The following is a 26,451-nucleotide window of genomic DNA, read 5'->3' on the forward strand; positions in this document are numbered from 1 at the left end:
GGAACCGGTTCGGTGGGTCTGGAGCTCTAGACACCCGGAATTCCGAACGCCGAGGCCTTACGGACGCAGTCCACGCGTGAGACAGCACCGAGCTTTGCATAGATGTTGGTCAGGTGGCGTTTGACGGTGGATTCCGTGATTCCGAGTTCTCGGCCGATCTGATAGTTGGAACGTGCTTCGACCAGTAGGTGGAGAACTTCGAGTTCTCTGGGCGACAACAGGTTCGGCGGTCCGGGCGTCTCGGAGTCGAGCGCGGAGCTGATCGAATCGCGAGACGTGGACAGCAATACGTTGTCCGGACTGCGCTGGACCGAGTGGAGCCCGGCGATCAGCTGATCTCGCGCGACGGTCTTGGACAGAAATGCCGATGCCCCGGCATCGAGGAGGCTGCGCAACAGTTCGGCATCCTGGTGCATCGACAGGACGACGATCGAGACGGTCGGTGCTGCGGCGCGAATTGCCGTGACGACCGCGTGTGCTCCTGGGCCCGGCATTTCGATGTCGACCACGGCGATGTCCGGAACGTCTCGGGTGATGACCTCGATGGCGGTCGTTCCGTCCGGGCACTGCGCGACCACCTTGAATGCGGGGTCGGTCTCGATCAACGCTGCGAGACCGTCTCGAAAGAGTGTGTGGTCGTCGGCGAGGATCACACGGATGGCGTGCCCGGTCACCACCGAGTCCTCCCGAGCGATTCGGCGGTGCGGTCGAGCAACGGCAGCTGAACCTCGACCGTGGTCCCGCATCCTGGATCGGCCGTGATGACAGCGCGCCCCCCGAGCAACTCGGCGCGTTCGCGGATCGACGCCAGTCCGCCCACGATCTTGATCGCGGTGACCGCTCCGACGTCGAAGCCGCATCCGTTGTCGCGGACGACGGCGCGCAGTCTGTCTCGCTGGGTGGCGAGTTCGACGGTGATTGCGTCTGGCTTCCCATGGATGATGGCGTTACGGATCGCCTCTCGGAGTAGCAGGTAGAGCTCCTGAGCAACCTCGTCCGCCAGACCCGGTTCCTCCCCGGCGACCGTCACCTCGGAGACCGTTCCTTCTGGAACGGTCGATTCCAAGTAGGACGCCAACGACTGGCTCAGCGATTCGCCGCCCAACCGGACCCACAGATCCGCCGATACCTGCCGAGTGCTGTCGAAGCTCGACTTGATCGACTCTCGTGCAGTGGAAAGGTGGGCTTCGGCTCGGACCGGATCCCGCGTGCGGTAGTGGTCGTAGAGGTCGAGTTGTTGGAGGGCGGCACCCATTCCGTGCGCAATACGGTCGTGTAGGTCGCGGGCGATCCGGCTGCGCTCGTCCTGCTGCGAGGACAGGAGCTTTGTCAGCAGATAGTTGACGTACGGGATCGATCCGACAGCCAGGCGTTCCTGGATCTCCCGTTGCAGAGCGGTTCCCAGCGCGACGACGGTATCGGTCGAGGTCGGTGGGTCGACCGCCTCGACGAGTACGGGAAACAGGGCCTCGAACATCAATGTGGCCGCTGCCAGCGATTGGGTCGGGTGAATGCCTGATCGGGCGCGCTGCTCACCGATGGCTTCGCTCGGATCGGGCGAGGGCGGCGTCGATGTCGGCGTGCCGACAGCGGTGAACGCTGTAGCGATGACGCGCACCACGGCTTCCGCCTGACGCGTCAGCTGCACTTGCAACGATCGATCGGTCAGCACCGGGCTCCCCGAACCGTCGAGGAGGGCTGTGTACGCCGTGACCGCCCGCTCGACGAGTCGATTCGGTTCGACACTCACTTCGTTCGCCCCCGCCCTGGAGAACCGGACGGATCAGACCCCTGGAAAGCCTGATTCGCTACGCCGATCCCGATCGCGTCATATTAGCGGGACAAACAGCACAACTGGTACCGAGTGCACATGAACACGCACGTCGAGGCCCTTCCGTTCGAGACTTCGTTCGAAGCAGTTCACCTGTGGGTCACCGGTGATTCGATGCGTGGTCGGGTCGGCAATCGAATCGTGTTGTTCGGGCGTCTCTCACAGCAGCATGCACAGAGCGCCCGTGTGCGCACCGTATTGCGAGTACATGAAGGCGGTGTACGGGGTGCGCGCGTGCCTTCGACGTGATGATCCCCCCACCGCAGCGAACGCCGCAATCGCCGCTGCCCCGCAGGCCAATACCAGTGCCGGGACGATGAGTCGTTCCTCGAGTGCCCACGCCGAGACGGCGAATCCGACGCAGATGGCTCCGGCCGCCGACGCGATGACCAGGCAGGTGCCACGTTCGCTCCACATCGCCAGCGTCGACCGTCCGGCGGCCCTGTCGCCGTCGACGTCGGAGACGTCCTTGGCCAGACCGCCAACACCCATCCACGCCGACATCGCGATCGCGAATACGATCACGGCAGGCGTGACCTCGGTGCCGGCCGCACACACTCCGGCAGCGTAAGTTGTGAGCCCGCCTCCGAACACCGCGACCTGGACCCCCCACACTCTGTTCTTCAACGGCGCGGGCCCGACGGAATACAGAAAGCCCAGGGCGAGCATGACGAGCGCCGACATCAGAACCGGCCGGCCGGCCGACAAGCACAGAACCATACCCACGCACGCCAGAACAGTTACGAACCGGCGAGCCACTCCCGCATCGAGTGTGCCCTGCGCAATCGGTCGCATTGATCCGTTCACCCGGTCCTCGATGCGGTCGGCGAGACCGTTGAGCAGGTAGATCGACCACGTGAGGCACAGCCATCCCGCACAGCACAGTGCGGCGGCCGTCCACCGGGGAGCAGCTCCGGCGTCGAGCGACGCCACGGCGACCACCGCGATCAGCCGAAGCTGAAAGATGATCTGCACTGCGGGTCGAGCTTCGGACCAGGCAGATCGAATCGATGACCGCAGTGACCGATCGGGCGCACCGACGGCGACGAGATGACGCGGTGATGCAGTGCGGGGACCGACTGTTCCACTAGCGGTGGCCATGCGTCGATCGTCTACGGCCGGGTGGCTCACGTCCATTGCCCGAGGGTCGTAGTCCACTACGACCTTGGTCGTAGTGGGAGGTGCACCTTCGCGGCGACCCCATTGGCTTTCGGTGTTCTGCCACTTAACTTTCGAGTCGTAACACCGCATTCGACGGAATCGGAACCCGGCGTACGAGAACGACAGTCGCCGACTCTCATCGGCCTACGAAGGTGGAATGCACGTGAACACGGACTACGTCTGGTTGGCTTTGGGATGGATGGCTTTCATCGCGATCATCATCGTGGTGGTCGTGGTTGCACTGGTGGTCCTGGTACGCGGACGCCAGACGGCACCCCGCTCGGCCGATCACCGAACCTTGCCGACAGAGAACGACCCGGCGGAGTAGAACCCCGGATTCGAGCTGTAGCCCGCACTGCACCGTCGGAGCCGATGCGCGTCGCGCATTCGGGGATCGCGACGCCGGCCCATGGGAGATCTGCGAGATGAATCGATTGACCGCCGCTCAGTCGGCGATGCTGTTCGACCAGATCGCCGAACCCACCGATGTCGGCAACAACGTCGTGGCGTCCGTGATCGTTGCGAGTGGGGCATCGGCGTCCGACCATCGATCGGCGTGGGAGGACGCGCTGCGGCGCCACCCGGTTCTGATGAGCCGAATTATCCCTCACGACAGTGGTTTCCGGTTCCAGGCAACCGACAGATCGATGTCGGTCGACGTTGCTCAGGTGCCCGATGTGCGTGACCGGAGCGTGCGAGAGGATCTCGCGTTTCGTGTGATGCAACCGTTCGATCTGTTCGCTGGGCCCCTCGTCCGCGCAGCAGTCCGCTGTGACGGGCGCCGTGCGGTGGTGTCGCTGGTGGTTCATCACATCTTGATCGACGTTGCGAGCGCACCGTTGATTCTCAACGAGTTCTTCGCGAACCTGCGAGCGCTCGAATTCGGTGAGTCGGGTGCGAAAATCGACCCTGGAGCGAACTTCGAGCAGTTCGTCGACGCCGAGCAGGCCTACCTCCGTTCGTCCGAGGCGGAGGCCGATCGCGCGTACTGGTGTGCCACAGTCGAGGGCTACTCGAACGATCCATTGGCCGGTCTGCCGACCTCGACCGATCCTGCCCCCGACCCTCTCGAACCCTTCGTGCGGTTCGAGGCCGAGCCCGACGTCGCCGAAGCTCTTCGTGCACAAGCGAAGTCGGCCGCTGTGTCGCCGGCCGCATTGTTCCTCGCGGCCTTCCAGCGCGCTCTCGCCGCTGTCTCGACCTCCACCGTCGCCGACATAGCAGTCGGGATGCCGGTGCTGCGGCGCGACGAACGACATCTGACGACGCTGGGTAGTTTCACCCAACTCGCAGTGGCACGTTCGCGTGTCGGGCTCTCGTTCGACGACGACCTTCGCGCAGCGGGCGAGGCCATTGCAGGTGCCAGGCGACACGGACGCCTTCCGCTCTCGGAATACGCACAGTACGCAGACGAACCCTCGTGCTTGACTCGCACCACCTTTCTCTACGAACCGTCGCATCTGGCGTTCGGTACTGCCTTCGTTCTCGGTGATCGATGGGACTTCGACCTGTCGGGTTACCGGGCGAACCCGTATCCGGTGCCCTCGCAGACCGGCCAATTCGACTTGAGATTCCAGGTCGGGCTCGTGCGCGGAAGATACGTCTGCGCAGTACATTTCGGACCGCGGTATCACCGTGCTGCGGTCCTGATCGCCGAGCACATTCGAGACGATCTCCAGCGCATATCAGGACCGGCGTCCTTCGCTTTCGTCGAACCGGGTCGGTCCGGTTCGGGCTGGGTGCATCCGGCCGATCGCGGGCCTACCGACCGACCGGCCGATGTGATCGCACGAATCGGCGACATCGCGCGTTCGCACCCCGACCGTTTCGCCGTGTCGACCGGTTCGGCCAGGTTGACCTACGCCGAACTGTGGCGTTCGGCGAGTCGGGTGGCACGTTCGCTGAGCGGTCGACGGGGCGAGCTCGTGGCCGTGTCGATGCCGAAAGAGCCCGACGCCGTGGCGGCGATACTCGGGGTGATGTTGTCCGGCAACGCGTTCGTTGTCGTGGACCCGATGTATCCCGAGCAGCGTCGCGCCATCATGCTCGCCGGCATCGACGTGGCCGTCGTCGCGACCGGTACGAGGGGTGCGATTCCGAAGACGTTCGCAGGGTCCGTCATCGAATACGGTGGTGCTGATGGGAGTCCCGCGGCCGGCGGGCTTCCCATACCCGACCGCACGCCTCCGGTGCGTGCTGCTTACGCCGTTCACACCTCGGGATCGACCGGACGGCCGAAGCGGGTGCTCGTGGATCGCACAGCTCTGGCGTATTCCACGGCTGCACGCGATGTCGTATACGGCGAAGAGCCGCAGCGCTTTCTGCACCTGTCGTCACTGTCGTTCGACAGTGCATACGCCGGTCTGTTCTGGACGTTGGTGCGGGGCGGTGAGCTGTTGCTCGTCGATACCGGCGAGCCGCGCTCGACCGCAGAACTGGCCGACGTGGTGGCCCATCGTGGTGTCACCCACGTACTTGCCATCCCGTCGTTGTACGAGGCACTGCTCGACGAGTCCGCCAGCTTGCTCTCTCTGCGACAGGTGATCGTCGCGGGAGAGGAGTGCACCGAGGCTCTGGTCGATCGACATCATGCGAGGCTTCCCGATGTCACGCTGACCAACGAGTACGGCCCGTCCGAAAGTGCGATCTGGTCGACCTCCGATGACGTCGCAGCGAACGAGCCGGTCACGATCGGGCGAGCAGTACCCGGTATCGGTACTCGCGTGGTCGACGAATCCGGTCGCCCGGTCCCGGCAGGAACGCCCGGCGAACTTCACCTGACCGGCACGCTGGCATGTGGATACGACGGCGACCCGCGGGCCACGGCCGACAAGTTCAGGCCCGATCCGTGGGGGACCGACGGACGGCGGGTGTACGCAACCGGGGATCGAGTGCGAATCGCATCCGACGGTCGGTTGGTGTTCGACGGCCGAGTCGACGAGCAGTTCAAGATCTCCGGATTCCGTATCGAGCCCCGCGAGGTCGAAGCGGTGGTCCGCCGGATCACCGGGCATCAGTGTGTCGCGGGTGTCGCGACGGGGCCCGGTGGGCGCCGTGACCTCGTCATCGCCGTCGACGATGCCGTGTTCGCGAGCGTGGACGTCGAATCGATGCTCACCCGTATTCGCCAGGAGGTTCCCGCGCATCTCGCACCGCGCGCTGTGCAGGTCGTCGAGTCCATCCCACGCAGTGTGAACGGCAAGGTGGACAGGCGTGCGGTTGCGGCATTGTTGTCCGAGGTCGCTGTCCCGACGACCGAGCACAATGCGGCCGGTGCACCCTCGACCGACATCGACGGCCTTCTCCTGGACGCGGTTCGGCATGCGTTGTCGTGTGCTGTCGACGGGAGCCGTACCTTCGTCGAGCACGGCGGTGACTCGATCGCCGCCATGCGGGTCGTGGGCTTCCTGCACAGACGGGACGTTCAGCTCTCACCTCGCCGACTTCTGGCACCGGTACCGCTACGCGAACTCTCCCTCGTCACCGGAGGGGAGGTCGTTCCCTCCGTGCGGCCCATCGGCGCTCGGACGGATACGCTCGCCACCAGCCGTGCTCAACGAGCCATGCTGCTGCAGACCGCGCAGGCGTCGTCACCGGGGGTCTACGTCGAACAGTTGGTGCTCGAACTGTCGGGTGATGTCGACGTTGCGCGTCTAACTGCGGCGTGGCGAAAAGTGTTCGAAGCCTTTCCTGTCCTCGGAGCGCACGCCACCGCGGCCCCGTACCTCACCCTCGACACCGGACGAGCAGGCACCGTTCCGATCGACATCCGTCCCGAGGTCGTGAATTGGACCGACATGCTGGCCGAAGATCGTGCGCGTGGGTTCACTCTGCCGGTCGATCCGCTCTCGCGGGTGCTGATCGTGCCGAGCGCCGACGGTGTGCGGGTTCTGTGGACCCATCACCACGCAATCGCCGACGGCTGGTCCCTGCCGGTGATCGTCGCGGGCCTCGCGGCCGCGTACCGCTCGGGCGACGTAGGTGACAGACAAGCCGGATTCGAGTCGTCGGCGGACGAGTCCGTCGCGGAACATCGGTCGAATGCACGCCCTCTGGTGGAGAGATTGTCCTCGCCGACAGAGGTGGAACTCGGTGCGACCCGGACCCACACGATCACTCCACCAGTCGATCTCGATGTCGTGGCCGACAGGCTCGGCATCACGGAGGCCGCACTGGTCAACACGGTGTGGGCACTGGTGCTCGGTAGCGTCTTCGGAGTCCGGACGGTCGAGCACGGCGCGGTCGGCAGCGGCCGTCACATCGGTACACCGGGGATGGATCGCGCGGTGGGCATGTTCGTGCGGATCGACCCGATCACCTCGACGTGGACCGACGTCACGGAACTAGCCGACCTCGGTGCTCGTGTCGCCGATCAGGTGGCCGCCGCGATGGACGGACCTGTTGCCACCGGGTGGGCACCGGAGACCCTCGTCGTCGTCGAGAACTACCCCCTCGATCCGTCGGTTCTCTCCTTCGGACCGGGGATCGAAACGGCATCGGTGGAGCTCGTGGAACAGACCGAGTTCGCACTGGTTCTGCAGTACCGGACATGGCCGACGAGCGCGCTCCATCTGCACGTCGACACCACTACGGTCTCGCCGACAGCCGCAGGTGCCGTGGCTCGACGAATTCGAGCAGTGCTGTCGGGGCTGGCCTCCGCCACGGGTGAAACTCCGGTGACGACGATTCTTGCCGCCCTCGCGAATCGGGAGGTCGATCACGCTGTCGAACAGTCGGTTTCGGTGGTCGAGAGGGTCGCGCAGAACGCGCGAAACCATCCCGCTCGGATCGCCCTGGTCGACGGTTCCGTCCGCTCGACCTACGCCGAGCTGGACGAGCGTCGTCGAGACGGCGCGGCTCGATTGCGCGCGGTCGGTGTCGCGCCAGGGCACGTGGTGGCCGTCCGTGCGTCGGCGTCGGTTTCGCTGGCCAGTACGCTTCTTGCGATCGCAACCGTGGGTGCCACCTGGATGGTCGTCGACGACGATCTTCCGGCCCAGCGAGTCGAGGCGATGCTCGCGCGATCCGGAGCGCATTGGTCGTTGGTACCGGGCGAGCAGGCCGTGCGATCGACCGTCGCGTTGCCGAGGTCCGAGGCGAACCCAGCCGACCATCTCGCGTACCTGATCTTCACGTCCGGCACCACCGGTGAGCCCAAGGTGATCGCCGTGGAGCACGGCGCGCTTGCTCGCCACCTTTCCGGTACGTGCGCGCGTTTCGACTATCGGCCGACCGACGTCGTGTTGGTGTTCGGGTCGGTGGCGTTCGACGCGTCGCTCGAACAGCTCTTGGGCGCACTGTATGTCGGTGCCACCGCAGTGGGCAGGCCGAAGAACATCGTTGCGCCCACCGAACTCGCGCAGTTCCTGAACGAGTTCGCCGTCACCGTGTTCAACCCGCCCACAGGCTATTGGACCCAATTCAGCTCCGTTGCGCTGCCCCCGACTGTGCGCACCGTCATTGTCGGTGGAGAAGCGTTGCCGGCGTGGGCGACTCGCGTACCGGACGGAGTGACGCTCTGGAATGCGTACGGCCCGACCGAGGCGGTGGTGACGGCCCTCGCCCACCGCGTCGAGCGTCGGGCACTCGATCCACTCCCGATAGGCACGTCTTCACCGGGTCGTGGTGCGGCGATCCTCGGCCCCGACCTGCTGCCGGTCGCCGACGGCGTGATCGGCGAGATCTGGCTGACCGGCATTCTGGCAGCAGGCTATTCGGGAGACCCCAGAAGTACGGCCGATGCGTTCCGGCCGAACGTGGCCACCGTTGCATCGGCTGGTGAGCGGATGTATCGCACTGCGGATCTGGGATTCAGGGCTGCCGACGGTTCGATGACGTTCGTCGGCCGGGTCGACCGTCAGGCCAAGGTTCGTGGGTATCGCGTCGATCCGGCCGAGATCGAGACCGCGGCGGTTGCAGTGGACGGCGTTGTTTCGGCCCGCGCACTGCTCGTAGCACCCAGCGACGGTGTGGCGGTACGCATCGAATGCGTCGTCGTGGTTCGAGACAAGGACGCTCGATCCGTTCGCGCCGCAATGGGAGCGATCCTGCCTCCCCATCTGGTTCCGGCGCGTGTGCACGTGGTCTCCGAGCTGCCGTTGACCCGAAACGGGAAAGTCGACGATCTCGCGTTACGGACCCGGATTCTCGCCGGTACTCCGGCCGTGGGTGACCCCGGCGACGCCACCGACATCGACGGCATCGTCACCTCGGCGGTGCGGGAGGTTCTCGGCGTCACCGATCGAAATATCGGATTCGTCTCCGCCGGAGGCGATTCGCTGCGTGCGCTGGAACTGTCGGCGATAGTACGGCGCAGCGGAGTCGTCCTCGACGTACGGGTGGCTCTCGCCGACGGAACCGTCGATGCCCTGGTGGCGACCGCATCCGTCGACCCGTCTGCCATGGCCGACGGTACCCAGCCCCATCGAAGCCGGCTCCTACCGCCGGCCGTGCACTGGTTCGGAGATCGTGTATCGCCCGAGCCGATCGCGCAGTGGAACATGGCAATTCGCCTGGATCTGGATTTCCTGCCGGACAGCGCCCGCGTGGACGCAGCGGTAGCCGAGGTGCTTCGCGTACACCCCATGCTTCGGGTGCGCCTCGAAGAAACGGACTCGGTTCGGGAGTTCGTTCTCGCCGAGGCATGCCCTGTCCTGTTCTTCTTCGACACGGTCGACCACGAAGTGGCGAACGCGTGCAAGCGGGTGTTCAACATGCTGACCCGTCGAGTCGGCATCGACAACGGCACACCGATCGGTTTCGGCGTCGTCCGAGCGATGGACTCGGGTGCGGCCACGATCATCGTGCTGGCCCATCACCTCGTCATGGACGTCGTGTCGCTGCACATCGTCGCAGGAGACCTGATCGAGGCCGTCTCTCACGGTGACGACGGCGTTCGTCTTCCGTCCGAGCACACCAGTGTTCACGAGTGGGTGCAGTGGCTGGCCTCCGACGCGAGCGCCCCCGGTTCGTCCGAGCGATGCCGCGCCGCCTATCGAGGGCTCGACCTCACGGGCGCAGATTCCGGACGTATCGAGCCGGGCACCGAGGGCACCGCGGTCTCGGTACAGCGAAGTGTTCCCGCCGCGATGATCGACGCGGCGACGGCCGCCATCGGTGCAAGTGTCGAGGAGATCCTGCAGTCGGCGGCGGTCACAGCGTATGCCGAGACAGCAGACGCATCGCCGGTCGTCATCGAGGTCGAGACGCACGGACGTGAGCTCGACGCGGACGGTATCGATCTGACCCGAACCGTCGGGTGGTTCACCGGACTGTCCGCGGTTCCGGTACACCCCGCGACACCAGGTGAGCAGATCGCCGAGATACGTTCGAGGCGAACGTTTCTCGGTGCAACCGGTCAGCTACCCACGGTCCTGAGGTACATCCTCGGGTCGGACCCGTGTCCGGGATTGCGTCCACACGTCGGCGTGAACTACGTCGGGCGGCTCGACGCCGATCGCACGGGCTCGGCACGTGCGTACGGCCAGGGGCATCTGCGTGCCGCTCATGCCACACGACCGGTCGCTGTCCAGATCGACGCCTGGTTCAGAGGCGGGGAATTCGTCGTAGCAGTCGAACACGTGGACGGTGAGTCGGCGGATCTGGTCGCCGATGCGATGGTCGCGGCGATCACGGCCGCGTCTTCGGCCCGGTCGATCGCGGTGGAGGCGGGACTGTGTGCGATCGATCTGCGCGGCAACACGATCGACGACGTACTCGCTTCCGGGCCTGTCGAGGCCGTCGCACCGCTCACCGAAGTTCAGGAAGCGATGTACCTGCGCAGCGGTTCCGATCCCGGCGCTGCATACATCGAGCAGATCGTCCTGAGACTGCCGGACGGCGTCGAGGTCGGCCGACTGTGCGCAGCCGTCCGATCCGCGGTCACGGTGATGCCCCTGCTTCGCGGCGATATCGTATGGGAGGGGCTTGCCGATCCGATTCTGGTGGTTCGGGCACACGCGGAATCGGTCGTGGTGTCGGACACTCTCGATGCCGGGATCGACGTCGATTCTCTTGCACGAGGTTCAGCGCTGTTTCGGGCCACCGTCTCGAACGGTGCGTTGGCCCTGACCTTCCACCATCTCGTCGCTGACGGCTGGACCGTCCGAATGCTGCTGCAGCACATCGACGATCACTACTTCGGCCGTCCCGTGCCGACGGAAGCCGATCATCGGATGCTCCTGCACATGGTCGTGTCGGCGAATCGGCAACGGCCTGCCTCTCTCGACCGATCTCCGGCCACGCTGCTTCCGCCGCTCGATCCGGACGCACCCGCGGCGGGCCACGGGAACATCGACCTGACCCGCTCGGTCGAACCGGCGGCTGCGCGGCAGGTACGGCGGGCCGCCGCCCGACGCGGTGTCACCGTGGCATCTCTCGTCCACGCCGGCTGGGCGCTGTTGCTCGGACGGTCCGGTCGGCACGTGCGGTTCGGCAGCGTCGGACAACACCGTCCGGCGGGCCATGACGATTCGCCCGGCATGTACATCGAGACCCGCACGCTCGACGTGCGACTGCCCGCCGATATCGACGTTTTGCTGAAGTCGATGCATCGTGCATTGCGAGCAGAGCCCGAATCCGATGTCCACGAACACGATCCGGACCGTGTCGTCACGGCGGGCGTCGGTGCGATGTACGAGACCGCGGTGATCGTCGACGACGCACGAGGAACCGGCGCAGCCGACGAGTTTCTCGGTCGCCCCGTCGAAGTGATGTCGACCCGTGAACGCACGGGTCTTGCGCTGACCGCGTCGGTGATCGACCTCGGCGGCGCGTCCGGCATCGAGGTGACCCTCAACTGCGATCTGGAGCAGGTGACGGAGCCGGACGGACACCGCATCCTGAGTGATCTCCTCGAGATCCTGGCCGACCTCGCCGAGCCTGCCGATCACATTGACCGACGGGTTCCCGATCTGCCCATCAGCACCACAGCCGACTCTGCACCGAGGAGTACACGTTGACCACCACCAGACAGGCGATCGACGTCGGGGCCGACGCGACCGCATGGATCGATGCTCATCTGATAGAACTTCGCGAGATTCTCGCGACCGAGGGCGTGTTGCGTCTGCGCGGTCTGGGCGGGGCAGTCCGCGAGTTCGACACGATCACCGAAACCGTGACGGGCGCTGCGCCACTCGAATATCACGGCGGCGCAACGCCGCGCACCCGAATCGATCGAAACGTGTATTCGTCCACGGATTTTCCGTCCGAGTACGCGATAGATCTGCACTCGGAGATGGCGTATTCGCGTACCTGGCCGCTCTACCTTGCATTCTGCTGTGCGAAACCACCACGTTCCGGCGGGGCCACGCCACTTGCATCGACGGTCGAGATCGCCGAGCGCATTCCGGTCGCGCTTGCCGAGCGGCTCCGTCTGTTCGGCATCAGGTACCGGCGCGCCTTCCACCCCCTGCTCGGTACCGACTGGCGCAGTGCGTACGGCGTGAACGACGAGGCGGAGCTCGTCGACTGTGCTGCCCGACGTGGAGAGGACGTTCGGATCGACGGTGACGTCGTCACGTCGTCGTGGACCTTGCCTGCGTACCGAGACTGCGAGGGCGGCATCGAGTCGTGGTTCAACCAGATGGTCGCGTTCAACGTACGCACGCTGCCGTCCGGGGTGCGCGAGGACCTGCTCGACGTCGTGGGAGAGGACGGAATCCCCAAGAACACCCTGCTCGGTGACGGCTCGCCGTTCCCCGAATCCGACATCGGCGCGGTGCGCGATGCGGTGGACGCGACATCGACCGCCGTGCCCTGGGAGGCGGGGGATCTGACCATCGTCGACAATCGCCGCTTTGCACACGGACGGCAGCCGTACACCGGCTCTCGCGAGGTGCGGGTGTGCATGACCGGAGAGGGGAGTTGGGCATGACCGCCGATACCCTGTTCGCGCGTCTGGCCGGAGCCTGGGTCGTGGACGACGACAGCGCGAGCCACGGGACGAACGGAGTGCCGGCACATGTGGCCGATGCCTCCGTCGATACCGTCGAGTCCGCCGTCCGTGCGGCGTTGACGCCGTTTCTGTTGGGGGAAGGCACTATCGGTTCGCTGCGCACGATACGCACCGGTGCCGGTTGGGTCGTGGACGCCGGTGACGTCATCGTCAGGGCGACACCCGAACGGGTCGAGGTCTCGGGGCAGGTGGCCGGGTGGACACTCGATTCGTTGGTCGCGTCCTCCATAGCGACCGAAACGGCTCGCCGACTCGATGCGGGGATCGCCGGTGACGCGCCGGCGCCCGAGGCGAGAAGGTTCGAGAACGTCGATGTCGTCGAGCGCATCCGCACACACGCCCGACTCACACCCGACCGCACTGCAATTCGTTCCCCAGCCGCGACGCTCGACTACGCGGACCTGGTCCGTGCCGCCGAGGTGGCGGCCGACGAACTCGATGCGTCCCGAGCCGGAAACGTCGTTGCGGTGCGATTCGATCGGTCGATCGGCTCGGTGGTGACACTGCTCGGAGCCCTGATCTCGGGGCGCGCCTATCTGATGGTGTCCTCGGACGACGAATCCGATTACGCCCGCACCGCATCGACCATCGCCTCGAGCCGGGAATCGGCCTCAGGAGGGTTCGATCGAGCGTCGGCCTCTGCCGCCGCGTACGTGCAATTCACGTCGGGAACATCCGGTGAGCCCAAGGCGATCGTCGTCGAACGGGCCCAATTGTCTGCTTACTGTGCATTTCTCGAGGCCGAGAAACTCTGCGGCCCGACAGTGACCATGCCGGTCCTCAGCGCCCCCGAATTCGACGCCATCGTCAAGCAGATCTGGGGGCAGCTCACCGCAGGGGGAACGGTGGTGCTACCCGAGTCGGGCGACGTACTACGAGAGATCGACCGGGCCACTGCGATCGACAACGTGTCGATCAATACGGTGCCGGCCGTGTGGAATCAGTTCCTGGACGTAGCGACGCACCGTCCGATCACGACGCGGGGAACTCTGCTGCTCGGTGGTGAGGCCCTCGATCCGATTCTGGTCGAGCGCACTCGGTCCCTGTGGCCCGGTGTACGGGTGGTCAACCTGTACGGACCATCCGAATGCACCTCCAACGCAACATGGTTGCGAGAGGTCACCGGCCGCCGCGATCGCACCCCCATCGGCAGCGCGATCCGTGGTTCGGTCGCAGTCGTACTCGATGACCGGCTCACCGTTGTTCCCGTCGGTGCCGTCGGGACCCTGCACATCTCGGGCGACAGCGTTTCGCGGGGTTACCACGGCGACACGCGTCGCACCGCGGCCTCGTTCCTGCCGATGGCAGTGGACTGCGGAACCGGATCGGGCACCAGGATGTACGCGACCGGCGACCGCGTGCGAGCCACGTCCGACGGGCTGGTCTATCTCGGCCGTACCGATGCCGAAGTGAAGATCAACGGAGTCCGCACCGACCTCGAGGCTCTGCGCAACGACATCGCCGTCGTCCCAGGGGTCACGAGCGCCGCCGTGGTCGTGGTGCACGGTGGCATCGAGGTCGTCGTCGAATGCCCACTGCAACAACGGGACGACGTGCTCGGATCGGTGCGAGAACGAGTCGAAACCAGCTGGCGACGCGAACTGCGCACCAGCCGGGTGCGCTGGGTGGCCGAGATTCCCCGTACCGAGGTGGGCAAGGTCGACGTCTCGACCCTCGCCCGGCACGTGGACCGACAGGCTGCCTCGGAAGGCCTCGACACGGCCACGGCCGCATCGCCTGCACCACCGCACCGCGTGCTCGAGACGATCTGGACGTCCGTGCTCGGATCCGAGCCGACTCGGTCGTCGTCCATCGTTGCGCTCGGCGGCGATTCGATGAAGCAGCTCAAGATCGTCGCGCTGTACCGGCGCATTCTCAAAGTGGATGTGTCGCTTCACGATTTCAAGCAACGAGACACCCTGGGTGAACACGAGGATCTACTCCTCGAGCGCGTCGACGTCGCCCACCTCGATCGAATGGCTGCATCGTTGGACGGGGCGAAACGGTGAGCGACATCGACGTTCTTCTCGCTGCCGCGGACACGGGAATCGAGGCCGAGGGTGCCGTGGATCTGCGGGCACCGAGCCCGTATCAAGAACGGCTCTGGAGAGCGCACTGCGCTGCACCCTCGACCGCATATTCGGTGCCGTGTGTGTTCGATCTGGACGGCGAAGACAGCGCACGGGTGCTCGCGGCGATCGTCGAGGTCCTGGCATCACACGAGGTGTTCGCCACGCGCATCGTCGACGCCGACGGCTCGAGCTTCGCGCTCGAACCCGTCGGTCCGATCGTTCCCGAGATCGCTGTCGTGGACGACATGGACGCCGCGACCGAGGAACTGCTTGCACGTGGGTGGGCGAGCGGACCGTTGGTGCGAGTCGCCCTGTTTCGCAGAGAGGGACGCTCGGACCGCATCGCCATGGTGTTCCACCATGCCGTGATCGACGGCCATTCGGTGTCGCTCCTGATCACCGACATCTCTCGCGAGCTCGCGGAACCGGGTGCCTCCTCGATTCGGCCTCGTCCCCGCTATCGCGATGTCGCTCGGGTACGGCTTTCGTCGAGGTCGTGGTGGACAGACCACCTGGCCACGGTGCCGTATCGCCGCGCCTGGCGACCGTCCGAGCCCGGCGCAGCCGTCGTCAGCCGTGCCTCGGTGAGGGCCGGTCGCCAGGATGCCACGAGCTGGTTCACCGCAGCGGCCGTCACGCTGTCCAGGCTTCTCGGCTCGGAGGTCGTGTGCATGTCGATACCACTGGCCAACCGTCGGGAGGTCGAGGAATTCGACGTGGTCGGCCCACTCGTGAGCACCGTGCCGCTGGTCGTGGAGGTGTGCGAGAGCGACACTCTCTGCGAGGTTCGTGGCCGCATCGAAGCTTCGGTGGAGGCTGCGAGCGCGCATGCCGACGTGGATCTGGCCGGCGTGGTCGCCGACCTACGCCGCGATGACCCCGATTTCTTTCTGCCTACCGAGGTGTTCGTCAACGTCCAGAGCGCCGACCGATCCTGTTTCGCACTGGGCGGCGCGACAGCCCGGCCGGTCGCAGTACACACAGGGGAGATGAAAGCCGCACTGACGGTGAGTATCTCGGCGACCGATTCGCCGGAGGTGCAGATCGAGTCGGCGCTGCCGGGGTGGTCGACAGTGACCCACGACGGCATCCGAGACGTTCTGCTCACCGTTCTCGCTGCGGATCCGTCGGTATCGGTCGCGGAACTCTCGGTCGGACTCACCGGCACCACGGCGTCTCGATCGAGGCTCGATGCCTCGATCCTCACGCCGCTGCTGTCTGCGGCCGACGATTCGCGAGTCGCACTGGTGGCACCCGATCGCACCCTCACGCGTGCGGAACTGGTTCGGGAAATTCGAGCGCGTGCGGGAGTTCTGACGCAGCACGGCGTGGTCAGCGGGGACGCAGTCCTGTTGTCGGTCGAGCGAGACCACGAGTTCGTGGTGTGGGCTGCGGCGATCATGGCACTCGGAGCGGCGTATGTTCCGGTGGACACTCGGCACGGAGCAGTCCGCATCGCTTCCATTGCAGCACAGTCGAATGCCAAGTCCGGTGTGTTCTCGGACGTCGCCGAGGCTCCGCCCGGTCTCCACACGATCGACCGCGCAGCTGTGGTTTCCGACGTCGATGCGGTCGAGTTGCCGACCGTCGCTTCGGGCCTGCCCGCGTACATCATCTTCACCTCGGGCACCACCGGCGCTCCCAAGGGTGTCCCGGTCACTCACGCCAACCTGCTGGCGTTGCGCGATGCCACCGCCTCGATCATCGAGCCGGGCGACATCGTCTCCGCCGTGCACGCGTTCACCTTCGACTTCAGTGTCTGGGAGATATGGACAGCGCTCTCTCGCGGGGCGCGCGTCGTGATCTACGAGGAGGGCGTTGTCCGCGACCCCTTCGAGTTGGCCGTACGGCTGAACGAGGACAGTGTGAGCGTTGTATCGCTGACGAACTCGGCGTTCGGGTCGCTGATCGCGGCGCAGCCGGTTCTCCCGTCGTTGCGACGCGTGGTGCTCGGCGGGGAGCAGGTCTCGTCCGGCTACGTGCGGCAGTGGCTCGATGCAGTCCAACACCCAACGGGGGGTGTCGAAGTCGTCAACATGCTCGGTGCCACCGAGACCACGGTGCACACCACTCGGCGGGTGGTCACCCGGACCGATCTCGAGGCCCCCGCCGTCCAGGTGGGGGAACCGCTCGAGCATCTCGACGTCGTCGTGATCGACGCGGCCGGGCGGGCACTGCCGAGAGGCTTCGAGGGCCAGATCACCGTTCGCGGTGCAGGTCTGGCTCTCGGCTATCTCGGGCGCGGTCGGTTGACAGCGTCGCGCTTCGTTCCCGATCCGTTTCCCGATGCTCTGCCCGGTTCCAGGCTCTACCTCACCGGCGACAAGGGGCGGTGGCTCGCACCACGCGAACTGTACGTCGACGGTCGAATCGACTCCCAGGTGAAGGTTCGCGGACACCGTATCGAAACGGCCGGGGTCGAGGCCGTACTCGAGCAACTCCCCGGTGTTCGGCGGGCCTGCGTCGTTGCACACGAGAATCGTCTGCTCGCGTTCGTCGACGCCGCCGACGACTGCGTCGATCTGTACGCCGGTGCTGCCACCGGACTGGCAGCCTACGAGGTACCCGACCGAATTCATCGCGTGCACGAGTTCCCGGTGACGGTCAACGGCAAGCTCGATCGGCGAGTGGAGTCACTGACCGCTGTGGCACTCCCGTCGGAGGTGAGGCCGCATGATGAACCGGATACTGCCCCGGGGTGGTTCGAGCGTGCACTCGCCGATGCGCTGGGGTTCGAGGAGCCCGACGAAGACCGCTCGTTCCTGGCCAACGGAGGCGATTCGATCCTCGCAGTCCGCCTCGTGAGCGATGTCCGCTCGCGTGGAACAGAGCTCGGAATCGGTGATGTACTCGGCGCATCGAGCCTGAGAGAACTTGCCGCACTCGTGGCCGATCGTGGGGTCAGGGCCGAGCCCGAAGACGAAGAGCTGCAGCCGTTCTCGCTGATCGACGCCGGCGTTCGTGATGGCCTGCCCTACGACGTGGCCGATGCGTACCCGTTGTCGGCAGCGCAAGAGGGCATGTTGTTCCACATCCGCTCCGATTCGGTCGTTGGGGTGTACCACAACACGGTCAGCCTGCGCATTCGTGGTGGGCTCGATCCGTTGGCGTTCCGGGTGGCACTCGCCGACACCGTGCGCAGACACGAGGTGTTGCGCACCTCCGTCGACGAGTGGAGTGCAGCCGAGCCTCTGCAACTGGTGCATCGGCACGTGGCCACACCCCTGTCGGTGGTCTCGGTGCCCCTGGGTTCGGACGCCGATGCAGTGATCGACGAGATCGTCTCCGCGGAACGGGTGCGCCCGTTCGACCTCGACCGGGCACCGCTGTTTCGTCTGACACTGGTTCGCGTCGCACCGGGGGAGGACCAGCTGATCATCAGCGACAGCCACCTCGTACTCGACGGGTGGAGTTGGACCTCGACACTGGCCGAGGTCGTCGACCGGCACAATGCTCTGCTCCGACGAGATCAGGCGTACGACACCCTCTACCCACCCGTACCCGTCAAGTTCGTCGATTTCGTGGCAGCAGAACGACGTGCGCAATCGTCCGCAGCGACATCGCAGGCCTGGGCCGAGCACCTGCGCGGCGTCCGGCCGCGCCGAGTGGCCGATGTTCGCAGCATCGGTGGCAGAGACGTCCGACGCACCGAGATCGACGCCGATGCTCTCCGTGAACGTGCCGCGGCTGCGGGTATTTCGGTTCGTCACCTCGCGATGGCCGTGCACGTTCATGCGCTGGCCGAGGTCTTCGGCGATCGCGAACTGGTCACCGGTACAACTGCCAACGGTCGGCTGGAGCGCGAGGGTGGTGTCGATGCCCGCGGGATGTTTCTGAACATGCTGCCGCTGCAGTTGCGTGCCCTGTCCGACCCGATCGCGACGGCGGAGGAATGCGCTCGCACGGAGGCTGCATTGATGCCGCATCGATGGCTGCCGAATGTGGACATCACGACGGCGGTCGGCAGGGGACCGTTGTTCGACTACGGATTCAATTTCGTTCGCTTCCATCGTCTTTCGGACATCGAGAAGACTCACACCTTCGGCTCGAAGGACGACGATTCCCACTTCTCGCAGGAGGACACCGACTTCGCCTTGATGGCGACGTTCTCGATACACCCACCCGAGCATCGGCTCGCGTTGATGCTCGTCGTCGACACAGCCCGTGTGTCACCGCCGCGGCACCGAGTGATCGTCCAGGCGTACCGCGCAGCACTGGCCGACGCGGCGACAGCGGTCGACGCCACCGAAGGAGACACCCCGTCATGACAACTCTGCTTGCAGTTCTACTTCGAGGCGGTCGCGGTATCTCGGCCCTGGCCGTGGTCGCAGGAATCGTCACCGGTGTTGCGACCATCGCCATGGTTGCGACCATCACCAGCGCGGTGACCTCCGACACCGGACTCGACGCGCTGGCACCGTTCGGGGCGGCGGCCGTGGCGGTACTGCTGTCCGGTGCGTTGGCCTCGAACGCACTGGTGCGGGTGACACAGAAGTCCGTCGACCGACTGCGTACGAGGCTCGTCGACGACCTTCTGTCGGTGCCACTGCGCGGATTCGAATCGCTGCGTACTTCTCGCGCGATGGCGGTGCTCACCGACGACCTCGCCGCCGTGGGGCAGGCAGTGCAGTCTCTGCCGTTGCTGCTCATCAACTCGGTGATCGTCGTCTGTGCACTGGGGTACGTGGGCATACTCTCGCCCGTGGCGCTGGGAGTGTTGGTGCTGGTCATCGTCGTCGGCGGCGGTGCGTACGCGTTCGCGAACGGCAGAGCCGGAGCGCACATGTACCGAGCCCGTCAGGCTCAGGACGGACTCCACGAGACCTACCAGGCCATCACGCACGGCTTCAAGGACGTCAAGCTCAGCTCCCGGCTGCGGGCATCCCTGGTGGAACAGGACCTGCGTCGGCACTCGGGCGACTACGCGCGCAGCGTCGTCAGGGGTTCCACCGTCAGCCTCGTCACGGGGTACTGGGGGCAGATGCTCTTCCTGGCGTGCGTCGGTGCGGTCGCCTTCGGTGGGGACGCCCTCGGCATTCCGGCACAGGATCGAGTCGGTGTCGCACTGGCGGTTCTCTACCTCAATACCCCGCTCGTCACCGTGCTCAACATCGGACCGGTTCTGTCGCGTGCGGTCGTGGCACTGCGCCGAATCGGCGAGGTCGCGACACTGCGCGAGGACAGCGAAGTCGTCGTCGACGTCGGGCGGCCCGCCGTTGTCGACGAGATCGGCGTCGAGGGTGTGACATTCGCGTACGACGCTCCTTCACCAGGAGAGGCCTTCGCGATCGGACCGGTGACACAGCGCTTCTCCCGCGGCACGATCACCTTCCTCGTAGGCGGAAATGGCAGCGGCAAAAGCACATTGGGTCGTGTGCTGGCGGGGTTGTACACCCCGGACGGGGGATCGCTCGAGGTCGACGGCAGCGCACTCTCACCGAACGAGATCGTCGCCTATCGGGAAAACGTCTCGGCGTGTTTCGCCGACTCGTACGTCTTCGGTAGGTTGCGGTCGGCCGATCCCGAGGTCGCTGCGCGTGCCCGCTACTGGCTGCACGAGCTGGGGCTCGACGCGGTCGTCGAACTCGACGGGGAACGTCTGATCTTCGAGGGACTCTCGAGCGGACAACGCAAGCGGCTGGCTCTGGTGGAAACGCTGGCGGATCCGCGCGATGTCGTGGTGCTCGACGAGTGGGCCGCAGAGCAGGACCCGGAGAACCGACACCGCTTCTACACCGACATCCTTCCGCGCATCCGCGACGAAGGCCGCATCGTGATCGTCGTGACCCACGACGATCGCTACTTCGACCTGTGCGATCACCTCGTCAAACTCGAGCGGGGCGCGCAGGTGTTCGTCGATCAGCCCGTACACAACTGACGCAAGCCATCACTCGACCAGTCGAAGGAACAGGGGATCACAGTGCAGGACTACATTTCCGAATGGACCGTCGTACGAAACGACGAGGAGCAGCATTCGATCTGGCCGGCGAAGCGACCACTGCCGCTGGGGTGGTACGAGGTCGGATTCACCGGCGACCGTGAGGCGTGCCTGGACCACATCGAATCGGTGTGGACCGACATTCGCCCACTGTCGCTACGTCGCGCGCTGGGGGTGGCGTGATGACCGTCGTCGACACCGCGTCGGGAGTCCCCGCATCACTGGCCCGGACTCTCGTGGGCGACTTCCTGCCGATGACCATCGACATCGAGCGTTCGTCCGGTTCCTACCTCTGGGACGAGGCTGCCGGACGACCGGTCCTGGACATGGGGATGTTCTTCTCGTCGTCCCCGCTCGGCCACAACCCCACACCGCTCGCGCATATCGAAGCCGAGCGAAAATTGTTGGCAGCAGCCAAGATGAAGCCCTCGAACCCGGATTTCGCGTCTCGAGTCCTGGCCGATTCGGTCTCGACCTTTCGTCGTCTGCTCATGCCGGAGGACATGCCGCACCTGTTCCTCATAGACGGTGGTGCGGCTGCAGTCGAGAACGCACTCAAGGTCGCCTTCGACTGGAAATCCCAGCGAGCAGGCACCGACGAAACGAATCTTCAAGCGCTGCATCTTCGTTGGGCCTTCCATGGCCGCAGCGGCTACACCATGTCGCTGACCAACACCGATCCGGCCAAGACGGCGCGATTCCCCAAATTCGACTGGCCCAGAATCGACGCCCCGGCTCGCGGTGAGGATGGCGGTGACGACGCCGACCGAGCCGGTCTCAGTGAGGCCGAACGTCGGGCACTCGCGGAGATCGAAGCGACCCTCGTCGCCGACGGTGACAGGATCGCGTGCTTCGTCTACGAGCCGATTCAAGGGGAAGGCGGCGACCGACACCTGGGTGCTGCATTCCTCAGGGCCGTGCAGTCGCTGTGCATCGAGCACGACGTCCTCACCGTCGCGGACGAGGTCCAGACCGGAGGCGGCACGGTCGGCGCTCGGTGGGCGCACGAGGCACTGGGATTGCGTCCCGACTTGGTGGCATTCGGTAAGCGCCTGCAGGTGTGCGGGGTCATCGGGGGCCGTCGCGTCGACGATCTCGACACCAATGCGTTCGCCGTACCGGGACGGATCAGCTCGACCTGGGGTGGTTCGTTGGTCGATCTGGTGCGCTTCGCACTGCTCTACGAGTACATCGCGCGAGAGAACGTGATCGCGCGAGCGGCGGCGATGGGTCCCTTCGTGCGCGCCGGACTCGACGCGATGGTCGGTTCCTCGGATGGTCACGTGACGTCGGCTCGGTCACGGGGCCTGTGGGGGGCCGTCACAGTGTCATCGCGCGAACTGCGTGACGCGGTGCTCGGCATCGCATTGGACGAGTACGACACGGTGCTTCTGCCGTGCGGGACGAGGTCGATCCGTTGGCGTCCGTCCCTGTTGGTCACCGAACAAGAGTTGGCGCTCTCGTTCGACGCAGTGACTCGGTCACTGACCGCGGCGGTTCGCTCGTGACAGCCTTCGTCGACGATCTCGCGTTCACCGGGCTCTCGGAGCGCTTCGGCGATCGGCCCGTGCAGCTGTGCGTGGACGGTGAATTGGGTGTCACCGCACTCGAAGAGCGGAGCGCGCAGGTCCGCGAGGCCTTGACGCGCGCCGGGGTCGGCCGCGGGCACGTCGTCGCAGTGAAGGGCCGCCGCGACTCCTGGTTGTTCCCGACCTTGCTGGGCATTCTCGGTGCAGGCGCGGCGTACACGGTCATTCCGTACAACAGTCCCCAGGCAGTCGAGGCGCAGTTGCTCGAGACCATCGAGCCGGCCGCCATGGTGGTGTGGGAGGACCTGCACCCGGCGTCCTGGCACGGACGGCCTTCGATTGCCCTCGGCGACGCCGTCTTCTTTCTGTTCGGTTCGTTCGAGCCGACTTCCCCCTCACCGCGCAGCGTCGACGATCCCGCCTACATCATCAGCACGTCCGGGACGTCGGGTAGGCCGAAAGCCGTTCTGGTACCGCACCGAGCGGTGCTTGCTTTTCTCGACGCGGCCCGCGGGGTCGTCGCCCTGTCGAAATGCGATGTCGTGGCGGCGCGGTCGTCGGCTGCCTTCGATCTGTCGGTGTGGGAGTTGTTCGCATCGGTGGGGGCGGGTGCCACCGCTGTACTCGTCGTGGAGGCTGTTGCGGCCGATACTGCCCGGCTGCACGAGTTGCTCGAGCAGACAGGTGCGTCCGTGCTCTCGACCACGCCGTCCGCGGCATATCAACTCGGTGCGTACGACGAGACGATCGGTGGCGGGCTGGCGCTGCGATCTCTGCTCGTGGGCGGCGAAGCCTCCGACGGCGGCAGGCTTGCCGACGTCATGGCCGCACCGTCCTTCGGCCGGTGTCGACTGGTCAATTGGTACGGTCCGACCGAGGTCACTGTGTCCTGCACCGGCGGCGAACTCGTCGAACAGGATCTCGCCGAGCCGAGGACGCCCATCGGGCCCGCACTGTCGGGCGTGAGAGCGGCGGTACTACCGGCCGCTGACGGTGTCGGTTCCGCCGACGGCCTCGGACAGCTGGCAGTGGGCGGCGACCAGCTCGCACACGGATACCTCGGGAACCCGCGTGCGACCGCAGCAGCGTTCGTCCCGGACCCTGAAGGCCACGGTGATCGGTTGTATCTCACCGGGGACATCGTCGGTACAGACGCAGGCGACCGTTTCGTGTATCACGGCCGCGCCGACGACCAGGTGCAGTTGCGGGGGTACCGGCTCGAGCTCGGCGAGGTGGAACGAGCGATCGCGAAGCACCCGGCAATCCGGTGGTCGCATGCCACGGTCGGCGGCACCGACCTCGATGTTCTCGTCGCGTATTTCGCGACCTTCGACGATGGCGATCTCGATCGTGCGGAGCTGTGGTCCCACCTCTACCGCACGCTCCCGCGCCACGCAGTACCTGCCGCTCTGGTGAAGGTGGTCGAGGTTCCCGTGACCGTGGGGCAGAAGTTGGATGTTGTGAAGTTGCCGGCGCCGGTGATCACCGACTTCGTTGCCGGTTCGACCGCGGGCCGGGCGGCGGAGACCGAAACCGAGGAGAGGCTGTTGACGCTGTGGCGACGGCTGTTGGGAATCGAGGAGATCGGTACCGATCACCACTTCTTCGCGCTGGGCGGCCACTCCTTGTTGGTCGCGCGCTTGGTCAACGGCATCGCCCGCGAGTTCGGGGTGCGGTTGCAGTTGGCGGACGTAGTGGAGGGACTGACCGTGCGCGAGATCGCGTCGGTCGTGGACAGAGAAACGAATCGTCTGTCGGTCGGCGCATCGGCGTCGAACCGTGGACAGGAGGAGATGTCATGGTGACCACGAGTGAGAGGCCCCCGATCGAGGACGCGACGGCGGATGGCTCCATTCTGGAGCGTTTCGCGGCGGTGGCCAGGTGGAGTTACCGTCATCGTCTCGCAGTGCTTGCGGGATGGCTTGTGGCGCTGGTGTTGTCGGCCGGTGCATACGTCGGACTCGGCATGTCCGAGTTGTCTCCGGCGGACGGGTTCGTCGGCGAGTCCGGCGCGGCGGAGCAACTGGAAACGGGCTCGGACTTCCTGTCCTCGCGAACCGAAACCATTCTGGTGCAGGGTAGCTCGGCGGAGGACTCCGATCGCATCGCAGACGAGTTGTCGGCTGCGCTGATGGGGACGGCGCAGGAGCCTCCGGAGAAGTTGACGGCCGCTACCGGCGATCAGCGAGTTCTGCAGGTGCTGTTGCCCGACGAGCAGGCATCGCCGTCCGAGCGTGTGCAGGGGATCGATTCTGCGATCGAGAGCGCCCGCGAAGCCAACCCGGGTGCTGCCATATCTGCTACCGGGCCCATCTCGGTGCAAGCCGACGTCACCACCAGTTACGGTGAGCGACTTGTGTTGCTGGAAATGCTCAGCCTCCCCGTCACGGCCGTCGTGCTGTTTCTCGTGTTCGCCGGTCTGATCGCCACCTTGATTCCGCTTGTCACCGGCCTCGCCGTGGTGGCACTGGCCATCCTCTGGAGCGGGCCGACGTCATTGTTGGTGCCCATGGAGAGCAACCAGATGAGTGTCATTCTGCTGATGGGTCTCGCTCTTGGCGTGGACTATTCGTTGTTCTTCGTCAGGCGGGCCCGCGAGGAGTTCGCCCGGTCCGGTGACGCCGACGCAGCCGCAACGATCGCGGTGTCGATGACGGTGCGCTCTGTTCTGGTGGCGGGGCTGGTGACCGGTGTTTCGGTGATCGCAGCCTTCCTGACCGAATCGCCGATTTTCCACTCGCTCACACTCGGCATCATTCTCGTCGTCGTCGCCGCGATGCTTGCATCGATCACGCTGCTGCCTGCGCTGCTGGCATTGGGACGTCGACGAGTGGTTCGGCAGCTGTTCGGCAAGACTCCGGACGACGCAGCGGAGGAGACAGGGTTCTGGGGTCGTCTGTCGGGCAATGTCGTTCGGCGCCCCATGCCTGCGCTGCTCGCCGGACTGGCCGTGATGGTCTTGTTGGCCGCACCGGTCGCGACCATGAAGCTGCAGTTCCCGGGAACGGACAGCATGCCGCGCACCTTCGAGACGCTGCGCACGCTGGACGACGTCTCCGAACAGTTCCCTCTGTACGGCGTCAGCCACACCGTGGTCACCGAGACCGGCGGTGACGTCGCCGGTGCCTCGGCCGTACTCACCGACATCGCCGAGGCCGCGGCCGGCTTGCCCGGATTCGACGGGCAGGTACGTGACGTTCAGATCTCCACGGACAGGTCGGTGGCGCGCATCGAGATCGGCACCGACTCGGACGGTATCGATGCACAGGCGGCGAAGGATTCTCTGAACGAGTTGCGAAGCAACGTTGTTCCGGAGTTCGCGGGCGGTCGTGACATTCTCGTCGGTGGTGAGACCGCGGTCAGCGTCGACGTTTCGCAGTCGACCTCGCGTGATCTTCTGATCGTCATACCGATCGTCCTCCTGGTCGCCTTCGCGCTGATCTACCTCGCCTTCCGCAGTGTGGGGCTCGCCGCGCTGAGCGTGGGTCTGAACCTGCTGTCCGTCCTCGCGTCCTACGGCATCCTGGTGCTGTTGTTCCAGTACGGCTGGGGTGCAACGGTGTTCGGTTCGGAGTACGTCGGTCCGGTGGTGACTCTGCTGCCGGTGATGATGCTGGTGATCCTCATCGGGTTGTCGATGGACTACCACGTCTTCATCCTCACTCGGGTGCGAGAGGCGTTCGGTCGCGGCCTCGGCGTCGAGGATGCCGTCCGGCAGGGTGTGGTCCGGTCAGCACCGCCGGTCACCGCGGCTGCGGCCGTGATGGTGGTGATCTTCGCGATGTTCACGCTGTTGCCGACGCCGGAGATGAAGCAGCTCGGTGTCGGGCTCGCCGCGGCAATCGCTCTCGACGCGACCGTTGTTCGCGGCATTCTCGTCCCTGCTGCCCTACGCCTGCTGGGGGCGAGCGTGTGGAAGCGCTCACTCGACGGCGCGGGCCATCACTGATCACGAAACCGGCCGA

Annotated in this window: 13 protein-coding genes; 10 read left to right on the plus strand and 3 right to left on the minus strand. The window is 65.7% G+C overall.

The window, feature by feature from the left end:
• Positions 1-26: 26 nt before the first annotated feature.
• The 3 genes from CH249_RS09575 to CH249_RS09585 all read right to left on the minus strand — a co-directional run bounded on the left by CH249_RS09575 (position 27) and on the right by CH249_RS09585 (position 2,932).
• The gene (locus CH249_RS09575; protein WP_032395107.1) at positions 27-674 is read right to left on the minus strand and encodes a response regulator transcription factor; all 648 of its coding nucleotides are present in this window, start codon (positions 672-674) and stop codon (positions 27-29) included.
• Positions 671-1,750, minus strand: a complete 1,080-nt coding sequence (locus tag CH249_RS09580) for a sensor histidine kinase (protein ID WP_094630816.1) — start codon at positions 1,748-1,750, stop codon at positions 671-673. Before CH249_RS09580 ends, CH249_RS09575 begins: the two co-directional genes overlap by 4 nt.
• Positions 1,751-1,990: 240 nt before the next feature.
• Entirely contained in the window at positions 1,991-2,932 is a 942-nt protein-coding gene (locus CH249_RS09585) for a UbiA family prenyltransferase (protein ID WP_179272870.1), read from the minus strand.
• A gap of 223 nt (positions 2,933-3,155) precedes the next feature.
• Between CH249_RS09585 and CH249_RS27855 the strand changes: the two genes are divergently transcribed.
• From CH249_RS27855 to CH249_RS09630, 10 genes are all read left to right on the plus strand, one after another.
• Positions 3,156-3,320: a hypothetical protein gene (locus CH249_RS27855; protein ID WP_155290797.1), complete on the plus strand. Its 165-nt coding sequence runs from the start codon at positions 3,156-3,158 to the stop codon at positions 3,318-3,320.
• Positions 3,321-3,417: 97 nt separating this feature from the next.
• Positions 3,418-11,952, plus strand: a complete 8,535-nt coding sequence (locus CH249_RS09590; RefSeq protein ID WP_094681756.1) for a non-ribosomal peptide synthetase — start codon at positions 3,418-3,420, stop codon at positions 11,950-11,952.
• The gene (locus CH249_RS09595; protein WP_052049417.1) at positions 11,949-12,866 is read left to right on the plus strand and encodes a TauD/TfdA family dioxygenase; all 918 of its coding nucleotides are present in this window, start codon (positions 11,949-11,951) and stop codon (positions 12,864-12,866) included. The genes CH249_RS09590 and CH249_RS09595 overlap by 4 nt, the downstream gene beginning before the upstream one ends.
• Entirely contained in the window at positions 12,863-14,956 is a 2,094-nt protein-coding gene (locus tag CH249_RS09600) for a non-ribosomal peptide synthetase (protein ID WP_094681757.1), read from the plus strand. Before CH249_RS09595 ends, CH249_RS09600 begins: the two co-directional genes overlap by 4 nt.
• The gene (locus CH249_RS09605) at positions 14,953-19,287 is read left to right on the plus strand and encodes a condensation domain-containing protein (RefSeq protein WP_094681758.1); all 4,335 of its coding nucleotides are present in this window, start codon (positions 14,953-14,955) and stop codon (positions 19,285-19,287) included. The genes CH249_RS09600 and CH249_RS09605 overlap by 4 nt, the downstream gene beginning before the upstream one ends.
• Positions 19,284-20,897 (plus strand): cyclic peptide export ABC transporter, encoded by a 1,614-nt coding sequence (locus CH249_RS09610; protein ID WP_094630805.1) that lies wholly within the window; start codon positions 19,284-19,286, stop codon positions 20,895-20,897. Before CH249_RS09605 ends, CH249_RS09610 begins: the two co-directional genes overlap by 4 nt.
• A gap of 42 nt (positions 20,898-20,939) precedes the next feature.
• The gene (locus CH249_RS09615; RefSeq protein WP_254924235.1) at positions 20,940-21,140 is read left to right on the plus strand and encodes an MbtH family NRPS accessory protein; all 201 of its coding nucleotides are present in this window, start codon (positions 20,940-20,942) and stop codon (positions 21,138-21,140) included.
• The gene (locus CH249_RS09620; protein WP_094630801.1) at positions 21,140-22,465 is read left to right on the plus strand and encodes an aminotransferase class III-fold pyridoxal phosphate-dependent enzyme; all 1,326 of its coding nucleotides are present in this window, start codon (positions 21,140-21,142) and stop codon (positions 22,463-22,465) included. Before CH249_RS09615 ends, CH249_RS09620 begins: the two co-directional genes overlap by 1 nt.
• Positions 22,462-24,291 carry a non-ribosomal peptide synthetase gene (locus CH249_RS09625; protein WP_176459237.1) on the plus strand — a complete coding sequence of 610 codons (1,830 nt, stop codon included), beginning with the start codon at positions 22,462-22,464 and terminating at the stop codon, positions 24,289-24,291. The genes CH249_RS09620 and CH249_RS09625 overlap by 4 nt, the downstream gene beginning before the upstream one ends.
• A complete protein-coding gene (locus CH249_RS09630; protein WP_032394971.1) occupies positions 24,285-26,435 on the plus strand; it encodes an MMPL family transporter in 2,151 nt (716 codons plus the stop codon). The genes CH249_RS09625 and CH249_RS09630 overlap by 7 nt, the downstream gene beginning before the upstream one ends.
• Positions 26,436-26,451 lie beyond the last annotated feature (16 nt).

Origin of the sequence: Rhodococcus sp. 05-2255-3B1 (genome assembly GCF_002258545.1) — a bacterium.
Classification (GTDB): Bacteria; Actinomycetota; Actinomycetes; order Mycobacteriales; family Mycobacteriaceae; genus Rhodococcoides.